This window comes from Roseibium sediminis (assembly GCF_008711325.1).
Classification (GTDB): domain Bacteria; phylum Pseudomonadota; class Alphaproteobacteria; order Rhizobiales; family Stappiaceae; genus Roseibium; species Roseibium sediminis.
In genome coordinates this window covers 41,263-54,483 of the sequence record NZ_VXDB01000016.1, presented here as the reverse complement: position 1 = coordinate 54,483, position 13,221 = coordinate 41,263, and the positions used below count along the sequence as shown (strand labels likewise).

Here is a 13,221-nt window from a genome sequence, read left to right as displayed (position 1 = left end):
TCATTTAGCCCGTTCAGGCGGGCTGTATCTCGTGGATGGATCGTGAAATGGAGGTCCAGTCCAACCGTGCAGCGGTGGCTCCGGTTGACTGAAGGGTAAGCTGTGCTGCCTTGCGGCCACAAAGAACCGCCTGTTCCAGGGGGAGGCTGTGGGCCAGGCCGGCAAGCGTTCCGGCAATGAGCGCGTCTCCCGCGCCCGTTACGTCCACCAATTTTACGGGAAGAGGGGCGACGAGGCCAAGGTCAGATGGTCCGCGTGACCACAAAAGACCGTTGGACCCAAGGGTGAGGACAATCGATCTGGCCCCCATCCGGTGAAGCGCCTCGGCCAGTTCCTCAGGCGCGGTCTCATCTGGCTGTCCGGTCAGGGTTGAGGCTTCGGACCTGTTCAGGAACACAAGGTCGCAGTGAGCGAGAATGGACTTCAGCCGGGGCGCCTTTGCCCGTGAGACCGCATCAACTGCAAGAAGGTTTCCTGCCTTCCTGTCGGCCAGCCTCTCAAGCAGGCGCTCCGGCAGGTTGGCATCGGCAAACCAGATCCCGGGCCTGTCGGATGCAGGCGTATCGGCTAACCAGGTCTCGACGAGCTCTGGTCCGGCGTCTTCCAAAATGCGCGATTCGACACAGGCAAGTGCCAGTGTGCCGTCAGGTTGATGAAAAGCGGAGTAGCGTCCGGTTGCACTACCGGCTAGTGGCGAGAGATGTGGGTGAACCTGAGTGGTCGCCAACATGGCCTTGACGGTCTCGGCCGCCGTGTCATTGCCCACCGCGCCGAACAGATGGGTTGGAACTGCGAGCTTTGCCAGACCCGTGGCCACATTCGTCGCGACCCCGCCCAGGCTTTCGTCAAAGGAGGCTGGTGTTGAGGTGTCTGCTGACAGGGGGATGAGCGCATGAACGAGAGTGTCCAGATGAACAGCTCCGAAACACCAGGTTTCTGTCGGCGATGATCGAACGGATTGCAGATCGGGCACCGAAGCGCTCCCAGAGGTAAGTTTGTCGGGCTATGTCGCTATCAGCTGTTCCTCCGTCCTTCAAGCGCCAAGCGATTCTTTGTGTGCGTGAATGTGGATCGGAGAAACTTACGTAGCGGCAATTTTAATGTATCCCCATGGGAACATGTGGTGAACAAACTGATTTTTCTCACGAATTTTCATTAACTTAAAATTCATTGTCAAATGAGAACAAAATAGGTACATATCGATCAGTTTGAAACGACTGGCCCGTCGTGGAATAAGGAGCGCACAACATGTCGCAAAGCACACTTCGTCTCGTGGAAAGCAACCAGATGGACAAGACCAAAGCGCTCGATGCAGCGCTCTCGCAAATCGAACGGGCCTTCGGCAAGGGTTCCATCATGCGGATGGGGCAGGGGCAGGCCGTAGAGGTTCAGGCTGTTTCGACCGGATCTCTTGGACTGGACATTGCGCTGGGCATCGGCGGTTTGCCAAAGGGACGAATTGTCGAGATCTACGGGCCGGAATCCTCGGGCAAGACAACTCTGGCGCTGCATTGCATTGCAGAAGCCCAGAAACAGGGCGGTATCTGCGCCTTTATCGACGCCGAGCATGCGCTCGATCCGATTTATGCCCGCAAACTGGGCGTGAATATTGACGATCTCCTGATTTCTCAGCCGGATGCGGGCGAACAGGCCCTGGAAATCTGTGACACGCTCGTGCGCTCCGGGGCGATTGATGTTCTGGTTATCGATTCCGTTGCAGCGCTCACTCCGAAGGCGGAGCTTGAGGGTGAGATGGGTGACAGCTTGCCGGGGATGCAGGCCCGATTGATGAGCCAGGCCCTGCGCAAGCTGACCGCATCGATCTCCAAGTCGAACTGCATGGTCATCTTCATCAACCAGATCCGCATGAAGATCGGTGTGATGTTCGGTTCGCCGGAAACGACGACCGGCGGTAATGCGCTGAAGTTCTATGCCTCCGTGCGCCTTGATATTCGCCGTATCGGCGCCATCAAGGACCGCGACGAGGTCGTTGGCAACCAGACCCGCGTGAAAGTGGTCAAGAACAAGCTTGCACCTCCTTTCCGTCAGGTCGAGTTCGACATCATCTATGGTGAGGGCGTCTCGAAGATGGGCGAACTCATCGATTTGGGTGTGAAGGGCAATATCGTCGAAAAATCCGGCGCGTGGTTCTCCTACAACAGCCAGCGTCTGGGGCAGGGGCGTGAGAACGCAAAACAGTTCCTGCGCGAAAATCCGGAACTGGCCGAGGAAATCGAACTGGCCGTGCGCCAGAATGCCGGGTTGATTGCTGAAGCGATCATTGATCCGGACGGGATGCCGGAAGAAGCTGACGACAGCTGATGGTCGGTGCGCCAATCTCATGATGCGGGCGCTTTAGATCATCATTCAAACGGTAAGGCGCTGGAGATAATCCGGCGCCTTTTTGCATTTGCAGCGACGGAAGGCCTTTCGCCTTCTGGACAGTGTTTGGCTTGAAAGTTAAAAGGCTTCTCCGACTGGAGGAGATGAAGGCTTCTTCCGTCCAAGAATTACCATGAACGCTTCTTCCAGCAAGCGTTATGCAGACCGAGGCGAGACCCGCGTATGACCGGCGTTAATGACATCAGATCGACGTTTCTGGACTATTTTTCCAAGAACAGCCACGAAGTGGTGGAATCGGGGCCGCTGGTTCCGCGCAACGATCCGACATTGATGTTCGCGAACGCGGGCATGAACCAGTTCAAGAACGTGTTCACCGGTCTGGAAAAGCGTGACTACAGCCGTGCCACGACCGCCCAGAAGGTGGTTCGTGCAGGGGGCAAGCATAACGACCTCGACAATGTCGGCTACACTGCACGCCACCATACGTTCTTCGAAATGCTCGGGAACTTCTCCTTCGGTGACTATTTCAAGGACCGCGCGATCGAACTCGCCTGGAACCTGATCACCAAGGAATATGGCCTGAACAAGGATCGGCTGCTGGTTACGGTCTTTTCAGAAGATCAGGAAGCCTTCGATCTCTGGAAAAAGATCGCCGGACTTCCGGAAAGCAAGATTATCAAGATCCCGACCTCCGACAATTTCTGGTCCATGGGGGATACCGGCCCTTGCGGTCCGTGTTCCGAGATCTTCTACGACCATGGCGACCACATCTGGGGCGGCCCTCCGGGATCTCCGGAAGAAGACGGGGATCGCTTTGTCGAGATCTGGAACCTCGTCTTCATGCAATACGAGCAGACGGGTGAAGGGCGGATCGACCTGCCGCGTCCGTCCATCGACACCGGCATGGGGATCGAGCGTATCGCCGCAGTTCTGCAGGGCGTGCACGACAACTATGACATCGACCTCTTCCGTGCCTTGATCTCCGCTTCCGAGCAGGCAACAGGTGTGGAAGCAGAAGGGGCGGCAAAGAACAGCCACCGCGTGATCGCCGACCACTTGCGCTCTACCAGCTTCCTCATTGCCGATGGCGTTTTGCCGTCCAATGAAGGTCGTGGGTACGTTCTGCGCCGGATCATGCGCCGCGGCATGCGCCACGCCCATCTGCTGGGTGCGCGCGATCCGCTGATGTACAAGCTCGTGCCGTCGTTGATCCGCGAAATGGGACGCTCCTATCCCGAGCTTGGCAGGGCTGAGGCCTTGATTACCGAGACGTTGAAGCTGGAAGAAACCCGTTTCCGCAAGACGCTGGAGCGTGGCCTCGGACTGTTGGATACGGCAACTGCCGACCTGACCGAAGGTGGCCAGCTGGACGGCGAAACCGCGTTCAAGCTCTACGACACATACGGCTTCCCGCTGGACCTGACGCAGGATGCCTTGCGCGCCCGCAACATCAGCGTGGATACGGCTGGCTTCAACACCGCGATGGAGCGACAGAAGGCTGAAGCTCGTGCGGCCTGGTCCGGTTCGGGTGAAGCTGCCACCGAAACTGTCTGGTTTGCGCTGAAGGAAAAGGCAGGCGCTACCGATTTCCTTGGCTATGAAACCGAAATCGCCGAGGGCATCGTGACCGGACTGGTTGCCGATGGCGCGGAAGTCGACAAGCTGACTGCCGGTCAGGACGGCGTCATCATCCTGAACCAGACCCCGTTCTATGGCGAATCCGGAGGTCAGGTTGGCGATGCAGGAACGATGACTGCCGATGGCATCCGCATTGAAGTGAAGGACGTGCAGAAGAAGGCTGATGGCCTCTTCATCCATCTCGTCACGATTGTGGAAGGGGCTGTCGCGCTCAATCAGCCGCTTGAGCTGAAGGTTGATCATGCACGCCGCTCAGCGATCCGCTCCAACCATTCTGCCACGCACCTTGTCCATGAGGCGCTGCGCGAGGTTCTGGGAACGCATGTGGCCCAGAAGGGGTCGATGGTCAGCCCGGAGCGTCTTCGTTTTGACTTCTCGCATCCCAAGCCGCTGTCCGATGACGAATTGGCCGTTGTCGAGAAATACGCCAACGAAATCGTGCTTCAAAACGCCCCCGTCGATACGCGCCTGATGGCCGTTGACGATGCGATTGAGGCGGGTGCGATGGCGCTTTTCGGCGAGAAATACGGCGATGAGGTTCGTGTTGTCTCCATGGGTACAGCCCTGCATGGATCGAAGGCTGGCAAGCCTTATTCGCTGGAGCTGTGCGGCGGCACCCATGTGAAGCGCACAGGGGACATCGGTCTTGTGACGGTCGTTTCCGAAGGGGCGGTGGCTGCAGGTGTTCGCCGCGTGGAGGCACTCACTGGAGCCGAAGCCCGCGCCTATCTGGATGGTCAGGACAAGCGCATGAAGGAGCTTGCCTCGATCCTCAAGACCGGTATGGCGGACGTTCCGGCACGTGTTGCCCAGCTGGTTGAGGATCGTCGCCGTCTGGAAAAGGAACTGGCGGACGCCAAGAAGAAGCTGGCCATGGGCGGGGGCGCGGGCGGTGATGCTGCATCGACCGTCAAGACCATTGGCGAGTACAAGCTTTTGGGGCGCGTTGTTGAAGGCATCAACGCCAAGGACCTGAAGGGCATGGCGGATGAGGCCAAGACCCAACTCGGATCCGGCGTTGTTGTTCTGATTTCCACCGACGATGCCGGAAAGGCATCCATTGTAACGGCCGTGACCAAAGACCTGACCGAGAAGGTCAGCGCCGTCGATCTCGTTCGCATTGGTTCAGAGGCCCTTGGCGGGCGCGGTGGCGGCGGACGCCCGGACATGGCTCAGGCCGGTGGCCCGGATGGTTCCAAGGCCGATGATGCGATCAAGGCAATTGAAGCGCATCTGGGTGCTTGAGTATCTTCCTTAACGTAAGGAATTGAATCAAAAAGGCGGGCCAAGTGCCCGCCTTTTTTGATGTTTCGTTGCCGGGGGAGATCAGAGTACGAATGCAACGAAAGCCATCGAGATGCTGGCAACAAACGTAGATGTAATAAGCATGGTCAAAGCGCCATCCTGCGGGGAGACAGTAGCTGCTTTGGTTTTGTTTACATCAAAGGCCATGGTGTTTGTCCTTTCATTTCTTGCCTGCCTAACTGAAATGGGTATTCGTTTTCTTTCTGCAAGTCCCTCTCGGTCACGTCGCATCACCAATTTGTGTAGACGCGCTTGCGTGCATCTTGTGATGCTTCGCCCGGATGCGCTTCACTTGCGCTGATCATAACCAAGGCGGGTGCAGGACAGGGCAACACCTGATAGCCTCCGACTAAACGAATCCCAATCCGACGAGGCTCCTTCTTTGTCTCAGACACACTTCAAGCATTTTCTGTTCGATCTTCTTGAGGAAACCGGGAAATACAGGGTTGCTGCCCGTTCCCTGCGTCATTTTTTCATCACGCTGATTGTCCTCAATATCTTCTTTGCCGTGATCGAGACGATCCCGTCGGTGAGGGAGTCACAGGGCGGGTTGATGAGCGTCCTGCAGCTGTGCTCCGGTTTTATCTTTGTGGTGGAATATCTGCTGCGACTTTATGTGTCCGACCTTCATCCGCCGCTGCGCCGATATGGTCCTATCCGGGCGCGGCTCAGATATGCCATCCAGCCCGAAGCGATCGTGGATTTTCTGGCAGCGCTGCCGCTGTTGCTGATCTTCGTCCTGCCGAATACTGCGGTGACGGTTCTTGTCATCCTGCGCTTGTTGAGGTTCTTGAAGCTTGCCCGCTATTCGCCGGCGCTAAGGTCACTGCTGACCGCAATTGTTTCGGAGCGCCATGCGCTGATCGGATCAACGGTCATCATCGGTGGTGTGATCCTGCTGTCGGCGACCTTGATGTATCTGGTGGAACATGACGACCAACCAGAGGCGCTTGCCAGCATCCCGCATGCAATGTGGTGGGCTGTGACGACCATCACGACCGTTGGTTATGGCGATGTTGTGCCGGTGACCAATGCGGGGCGGATGATCGCCGGATTTGTCATGCTGATGGGCTACGGCCTAATTGCGTTGCCTGTCGGCATCATCGCTTCTGCCTTTGCCCGAGAAATTCATAGCCGCGACTTTGTTGTCACCTGGTCAATGGTGGCGCGCGTTCCATTGTTTGAAGACCTCAGCGCAACTGAAATTGCGGAGGTTTCAAAGTTGCTCGAGGCGCAGCGGGTAAGGGCCGGTACAGTCATCGCCGAAAAGGGTGAGATCGCCGACAGGATGTATTTCATTTCAGAAGGGGCCGCCCAGATCAAGCTGAAGAACAAGGTCATTCATTTGGACGACGGGGACTTTTTTGGTGAGCTTGCGCTTATCCAGCAACGTCCACGGGCGGCAACAGTCAGGGCTGTGCGGGATTGTGAATTGCTTGTCCTGTCGGCGAGGGCGCTACAAAAGCTGATGGACGACAATGCGACGCTGACCCACAAGATCCTGACAGAAGCGGAGAAACGGATTGCGGCAAACATGCAGTCTTTTGCCGATCTCGCCGATGTGGAGTTGGCCCAGGCCGATATTGCGCCTCTTGATGATGAAGGCTCGGATCAGGAGCCGGAACTCTTTCCCGATGGTAATGCCGAGAAATAGGCGGCGCCTGCCATTCAGCCGGTGAAGAGAACTTCATTCATGATGCGCCCGGGCAGAAGCGTGAAGCCTCCTGTCACGACGAGGGCAATCACGTAAAGGATGATCATTTCAAGCTTGTGCTTTCGAATGTCACCCATCCGGGCCGCCTTCCAGCCGCGATATATGTTCCACAAGGTCAAGGGCACCAGAAGGTGGATCGGTGAAAACGGACCCCACATCCTGATCGTTGAAATGAAGAGGCTAGAGATGGCTGTGGCAGCCATGAAACAGATGAACCCATAACCCATCAGGCGATGTTGTCGGGAGCCTTTTGGCAACAACAGCTGAGCCGTTCCCATTCCCAGCGCCACAATCGCAGCAACGGCGTGAAGGGGAATGGGGAACTGGGCATTCAGCAGGGGGGCTAGTTGCATCTGGGCCGTCGTATGTTGCTTCAAAGGGGAGTGTCTTGAGGGCAACGCATATCAAGGTTCCCACTTTGGTGCGAGCCGCCGCAAGGGTTTAAAATAAAGGTCCTTGCAGGCCCTAGTGAGGGAGCAGGCCCTGAGGAACCTGACTGTACAAGGCACTGCCATCCCAGAAGGCGTCTGTCGGTCCAATTGCAAAATCAACGATGTTCCAGCGGCCATACTGATGACGCAGCAGCGCATAGGTGTGCAGACCGTCCATGTATTCGGCCTGATCTGCCAGAAAGGTGCCGCGCGGGTCTATGGCCCCGCCGCCCGGACGCTGCGGGCTGACGCCCACGAAGGCCCAGGAATTTCCAACGCGCATCCAGTTGATGACAAATTCCACTGGTGCATGCAAATGGGCTTCCATGAGCGGGCGCACGGCATCCAGAACCTCCTTGCGCTCGGCTGAACCGCGGGGAGGTTCAAATACCGTCTGCGCTTTCAAGGGAGCACTGAGGCAAGTTGCAATCACGAAACAGATCGCAAGCATGGTAAAAGCTGACATGAAGGGGTTGGGATGCGAGAAGCGCGCGCGAGACTTCGTCATGAGAGACTCCATGTGGTTTGCCAACAATACATAGTTGAACCAGCCGGAAGCAATCAATCAGCTCTTGAGGTGGTTCTTTGCATGCTGGGCCGGGCTTCCATTCTCGCAAGCCAGTCCTCAAGGGCTGGATGCTCCAAAATCAGCATCTTGCATTCCGGAGCATTGCTTGCGAGCGAGAGCATGGCGGCGGCGTGCAAATCTGCGAGCGAAATCTCGTCACCAAGCAGCCAAGGGCCGTTGCTCAAAATAGCAGAAATTGAAGTGAGCGCCTGGCTAGCCACTGGAATAGCCGCTGCGATCTTCAGCTCATCCGTAGTTCCATTCCGAGCATTGACGATCCGCTCCACATAGATGTCCCATACGAGATGGGGGTAGATATAATTGTCCAGTATGGACAGTACCTGGTTCATCCGCGCACGGCGCATGGGGTCCCGAGGCTGAAGGCGTACACCTTCAAAGGCTTCATCGATGTAACGCAGGATCGCGGAAGTCTCGAACAAGACCGCATTCTCATGGCACAGGGTCGGGATCTTGCCAAACGGGTTGAGCGCCAGATACCAGTCCGGAACGCCGTTTTCGGCGAATACGTCGACCGGCTCCAGATGGTAGGCAACGCCTTTTTCCTCCAGACCTAGTCTGGCCGAGCGCACATATACGGAGTACGGAGCACCGTAAAGCGTCGGTTTGCCCGTGGGAAACTTCCGCTCCAGCTTATCCATCCTTTGGCATCAGAGCATCGTCCAGTTCGTTGGCGCGTTTGAAGGCGGGGCGGGACGCAAGACGCTGCGCATAGGCAGTAAAGGCAGGGCGTGCTTCGAAGGTTCCGAACTGGAGACCCCAGTTAACCTGTGCGCCGACATAAACATCCGCTGCGGTGAAAGTGTTTCCGGCAATGTAGTCCCGTTGCGAAAGGGCTCCCTCCAGCGCGCCCAGCATGTCGCCATATCGGCCATATCCGGCCATGCGATATTTTTCCTCCGGCACTTCGAAGCCCAAGGCGCGTCCGACGACACAGGCTTCAAGCGGACCGGCAACAAAAAACAGCCAGCGGTAATAGTCTGCGCGCTCTGACAGTTCAGGAGCGAGGCCGGCTTCGGGAAAGGCATCGGCGAGATAGGCGCAAATGGCGGCTGCCTCCGTAGTGACCTTGTCACCATGGGTGAGCGCAGGAACCTTGCCCAGCGGATTGATGGCAAGATAATCGGCAGATTTCATACCTTCGCCATAGCCCAGAATCTGTGTTTCATAAGGTTGCCCGATTTCCTCAAGCATCCATCTTGCTATGCGGCCACGGGACATCGGGTTTGTATAAAGGACGAGGTCAGCCATTGTTTCGCAATTCATGTTCCTGAAATGTTCCAAGCAGAATTGCATCTGATAGACAGCTGGTCAACGACAAAAAAAGCCCGCCAAAATGGCGGGCTTTTCGGTGTCTTGGCTAAGAAGATTATGCCATGGCCTTCTGCAGGTTTTCGTCAATCTTGTCGAGGAAGCCTGTGGTGGTCAGCCAGCTCTGGTCGGGACCGACCAGAAGTGCAAGATCCTTGGTCATAAAGCCGCTTTCGACAGTATCGATACAGACCTTCTCCAGGGTCTGGGCGAAGGCTGCCAGCTGATCGTTGTTGTCCAACTTGGCACGATGGGCAAGGCCGCGCGTCCAGGCAAAGATCGAGGCGATCGAGTTCGTGGACGTGCTTTCGCCCTTCTGGTGCTGGCGATAGTGGCGGGTCACGGTGCCGTGGGCCGCTTCGGCTTCGACTGTCTTTCCGTCCGGCGTCATGAGGACGGACGTCATGAGGCCGAGGGAGCCAAATCCTTGCGCCACGGTGTCAGACTGAACGTCGCCATCGTAGTTCTTGCAGGCCCAGACATATCCGCCGGACCATTTCAGGGCCGAGGCGACCATATCGTCGATGAGGCGATGTTCGTACCAGATGCCGGCTTCCGCGTATTGGTCCTTGAACTCGGCGTCGTAGATTTCCTGGAAGATGTCCTTGAAGCGACCGTCATAGGCCTTGAGGATGGTGTTCTTTGTCGAGAGGTAACAAGGAACCTTGCGGCCGAGCGCGTAGTTCAGGGAAGCGCGGGCAAAATCCCGGATGGAATCGTCGAGATTGTACATGGCCATGGCAACGCCAGCGCCCGGTGCGTCATAGACTTCGTGTTCGATCACCTTTCCGTCCTCGCCGGTAAAGGTGATGGTCAGCTTGCCCTTGCCCGGGAAGCGGAAGTCGGTCGCCTTGTACTGGTCGCCAAATGCGTGGCGGCCCACGATGATCGGTTGCGTCCAGCCCGGCACGAGGCGAGGGACGTTTTTCATGATGATCGGCTCGCGGAAAATCACACCGCCCAGAATGTTGCGGATCGTGCCGTTCGGTGACCGGTACATACGCTTCAGGCCAAATTCTTCCACGCGAGCTTCATCCGGCGTGATGGTTGCGCATTTGACCCCAACGCCATGCTTTCTGATGGCGTTGGCGGCGTCCACGGTCACCTGATCATCGGTGCGGTCCCGCTCTTCGATGCCAAGGTCGTAGTAGTCCAGCGGCAGGTCGATATAAGGGTGGATCAGCTTGTCCTTGATGAACTGCCAGATGATCCGGGTCATTTCATCGCCGTCGAGCTCAACGACCGGGTTTTCGACTTTGATTTTTGCCATGGTGTCTAAGGACCTTTTGCTTGGGCGGAAGGGGCCTGTGCGTGTGGGGTTTTGGATTGTGCGCAATTGTATACAATTTGAAATCTGGTTGCGCAACCCCGCTGTCGATGGGGTTTACCAGAGCCATGAGTGTGACGAAAGGGATCGAGTCGGCGCCAATCCCATTGGTTCACTGCTCATTTTTTGTTCGTCTTGAAGTGCAGATGGATGGGGAATAGGTAATTTATGATTGATATACGTACTTGTTTCATCGTGTTTCTTGAAAAAATGCAATTTTTGATTGTTTATTGCCAGTAATTCCATGATGAAATATCCATATGAATGAACAAGTTTTTGTTCTTGTCTTTATAATTTTATGTTTTGGCAACTTTCGGTGGACAGGTTTCATCAGGGCGCGGAGCAAATTCGAAAGAGTACTCTTTGATATCTCTGTCGGATTTTGCGTGTGTTTCTGATCAACCAAGTTGCAGGTCATCGTTATGTTGCGGAAGTTTTCAATCTCGGTAAAGGTTTTCGGCGGGTTTTTGGCGATCCTGGCATTGCTCGTTCTGATCGGCGCAACAGGCGTGGTGAACCTGAACTCGTCAAATGACAGGTTCTCCGATTACAGAAGCGTCGCGTCCCAGACCAATCAGGCCAGCAGGGTGCAGGCAAATCTGCTCGAGGCTCGCCTGGCAGTGAAAAACTTCCTCATCCATACCTCTGACCAGAATATCGAGACGGTCGACGAGCGGATCAAGAAGACGCTGACCTACAATGATGGCTTGGTGGAAATGTCTGCCGGTCATTCCGCATGGAGCTCTGCTGCTCGCGAAGCGCAGTCACAAGTGCGCGGCTACCATGAAGCTTTTCAGCACGTTGTCCGCTTTCAGATCGAGCGGGACCAGCTGATCAAGGATCAGCTGGATGTTGTCGGGCCCAAGATGGAGCAAAAGATCACCTCCATCATGCGCGCTGCCTTTGAAGCGAACGAGCCCGAAATCGCCTATCTCGCCGGGGTCGTTCAGCGCAATCTTCTGCTCATGCGGCTCTATGTGACCAAGTATCTGCTCCACAACAACAAGGATGCGTTCTTTCGCCTCCGCCAGGAATACCGGGAGCTTCAGGCTAATCATGATGCCTTGCTTGTGGCACTGAAGAACCCGGAATGGCTAGCCGCTGCTCATGATGTGCGGTTGATGCACAAGGACTATTTTGCATCGGTCAAATCCGTCAGGGATCTGGTGCGCGCCAGAAACCATATCGTGCACACTATCCTCGATCACTTCGGGCCCATCGTTGCTGCCAACATGGAAAACCTGAAGCTTGAAGCAAAAACGCTTCAGAATGATCTTGGCGATAGTGCCGTTACCTCCATGAACCGGGCGGTGACCATCATGATGGCGATTGCTGCGGTCAGTATTGCACTTGGCGTCGGTTTGGCTTTTGCGATCGGGCGCGGAATTTCTCGTCCTGTAAAGGACATCACTCGGGCCATGAAGGAACTGGCTTCGGGGAACAAGGCCATCGAAGTGCCGGGGCGTAATCATCTCCACGAAATTGGCGAGATGGCCGCTGCGGTTGAAGTGTTCAAGCAGAATATGATCCGCGCCGACGAGTTGTCGGAGCGGGAGGCAGAAGAAGCCCGCAAGCAGGTTGCCCGCGCCGAGGAGCTAGAGCGCCTGACCCTGGACTTTGATGCCAATGTCTCGAAACTTCTTGAAGCGGTTGCTGCAGCTTCCGGTGATATGACCTCAACAGCAGATTCCATGTCGGGCATTGCAAACGAGACAAGCCTGCGCGGTGCAACAGTTGCATCTGCTGCCGAGGAAGCCTCTTCCAACGTGCAGACCGTGGCCAGTGCTACAGAGGAATTGTCAAGCTCCATCAACGAGATCATGCGCCAGGTGGGGCAGTCTTCAGAGATTGCGCAGCGTGCCGTTGATCAGGCGGGTGCGACCGACAATCAGGTGCGCGGACTTGTTCATGCAGCGGAGAAGATCGGCGAAGTCGTCAAGTTGATTTCGGATATTGCCGAACAGACAAACCTTCTGGCTCTTAACGCGACAATCGAAGCTGCCCGTGCCGGCGATGCCGGAAAGGGATTTGCAGTGGTGGCTGCAGAGGTCAAGGATCTTGCCAACCAGACTGGCAGGGCGACCGAGGACATCAGCAGCCAGATCAGCAACATCCAGCAGGCAACAAACGAAGCTGTCGAGGCAATCAAGTCAATTGCCGGAACGATATCGGAAATCAACGACATATCAGCCAGCATTTCTGCAGCTGTTGAGCAGCAATCGCTGGCCACCTCGGAAATTGCGCGAAACGTTGAGCGTGCTTCCGCAGGAACGCTGGAAGTGTCCACCAACATTCAGGAAGTAACGAAGGGCGCAGAGGAAACGAAGCACACTGCAGCGCAGGTGACCGGAGTTGCAGGTGGGCTGAGTCAGAGATCGGAAGAGCTCAAGACCCAGGTTGAACATTTCCTGAAGTGTGTCAGGGCTGCGTGACCTTCCAGGCGAAAGCTTGCGTCTTTAAATTAAACTGGTCGCGCGCAGGGCGCGGCCAGCTATGGCTGTACTTTTAAATGCAAATTGTATTGGGATGGTCATCAATTTTTGTAGTGTAAATTTCATAATGAGTG

Annotated in this window: 11 protein-coding genes; 4 read left to right on the top strand and 7 right to left on the bottom strand. The window is 56.1% G+C overall.

The genetic code is table 11. From position 1 onward, the window contains the following. Positions 1-13: 13 nt before the first annotated feature. On the bottom strand, positions 14-973 hold the full coding sequence (locus F0155_RS16100) for a PfkB family carbohydrate kinase (RefSeq protein ID WP_150525570.1): 960 nt from the start codon (positions 971-973) through the stop codon (positions 14-16). Positions 974-1,248: 275 nt separating this feature from the next. Between F0155_RS16100 and recA the strand changes: the two genes are divergently transcribed. Together recA and alaS are read left to right on the top strand one after the other, a co-directional pair. Continuing rightward, positions 1,249-2,322 carry a recombinase RecA gene (gene recA, locus F0155_RS16095; protein WP_150525569.1) on the top strand — a complete coding sequence of 358 codons (1,074 nt, stop codon included), beginning with the start codon at positions 1,249-1,251 and terminating at the stop codon, positions 2,320-2,322. Positions 2,323-2,565: 243 nt separating this feature from the next. Continuing rightward, a complete protein-coding gene (gene alaS / locus F0155_RS16090; RefSeq protein ID WP_150525568.1) occupies positions 2,566-5,226 on the top strand; it encodes an alanine--tRNA ligase in 2,661 nt (886 codons plus the stop codon). 81 nt (positions 5,227-5,307) lie between these two features. Here alaS and F0155_RS24050 read toward each other — a convergent pair whose 3' ends face one another. Then, complete coding sequence (locus F0155_RS24050; RefSeq protein ID WP_280177007.1) at positions 5,308-5,433, bottom strand: hypothetical protein; 126 nt, start codon at positions 5,431-5,433, stop codon at positions 5,308-5,310. A 235-nt stretch (positions 5,434-5,668) separates the two neighbouring features. On the opposite strand from F0155_RS24050, the gene F0155_RS16085 reads away from it, so the two are divergent. Further along, positions 5,669-6,940: a cyclic nucleotide-gated ion channel gene (locus F0155_RS16085; RefSeq protein ID WP_150525567.1), complete on the top strand. Its 1,272-nt coding sequence runs from the start codon at positions 5,669-5,671 to the stop codon at positions 6,938-6,940. Between the two features lie 14 nt (positions 6,941-6,954). Here the strand turns inward: F0155_RS16085 and F0155_RS16080 are convergent, their stop codons facing one another. The 5 genes from F0155_RS16080 to F0155_RS16060 form a co-directional block, all read right to left on the bottom strand. Further along, entirely contained in the window at positions 6,955-7,353 is a 399-nt protein-coding gene (locus tag F0155_RS16080) for a DUF2306 domain-containing protein (RefSeq protein WP_150525566.1), read from the bottom strand. Between the two features lie 112 nt (positions 7,354-7,465). Further along, a complete protein-coding gene (locus F0155_RS16075; protein WP_150525565.1) occupies positions 7,466-7,939 on the bottom strand; it encodes a hypothetical protein in 474 nt (157 codons plus the stop codon). A 53-nt stretch (positions 7,940-7,992) separates the two neighbouring features. Next, complete coding sequence (locus tag F0155_RS16070) at positions 7,993-8,658, bottom strand: glutathione S-transferase family protein (RefSeq protein ID WP_150525564.1); 666 nt, start codon at positions 8,656-8,658, stop codon at positions 7,993-7,995. Next, on the bottom strand, positions 8,651-9,268 hold the full coding sequence (locus F0155_RS16065; RefSeq protein WP_150525563.1) for a glutathione S-transferase family protein: 618 nt from the start codon (positions 9,266-9,268) through the stop codon (positions 8,651-8,653). Before F0155_RS16065 ends, F0155_RS16070 begins: the two co-directional genes overlap by 8 nt. 118 nt (positions 9,269-9,386) lie before the next feature. Then, positions 9,387-10,598, bottom strand: coding sequence for an NADP-dependent isocitrate dehydrogenase (locus tag F0155_RS16060; protein WP_150525562.1), 1,212 nt, complete (start codon positions 10,596-10,598; stop codon positions 9,387-9,389). Positions 10,599-11,077: 479 nt separating this feature from the next. Between F0155_RS16060 and F0155_RS16055 the strand changes: the two genes are divergently transcribed. Further along, positions 11,078-13,087 (top strand): methyl-accepting chemotaxis protein, encoded by a 2,010-nt coding sequence (locus F0155_RS16055; protein ID WP_150525561.1) that lies wholly within the window; start codon positions 11,078-11,080, stop codon positions 13,085-13,087. Positions 13,088-13,221 lie beyond the last annotated feature (134 nt).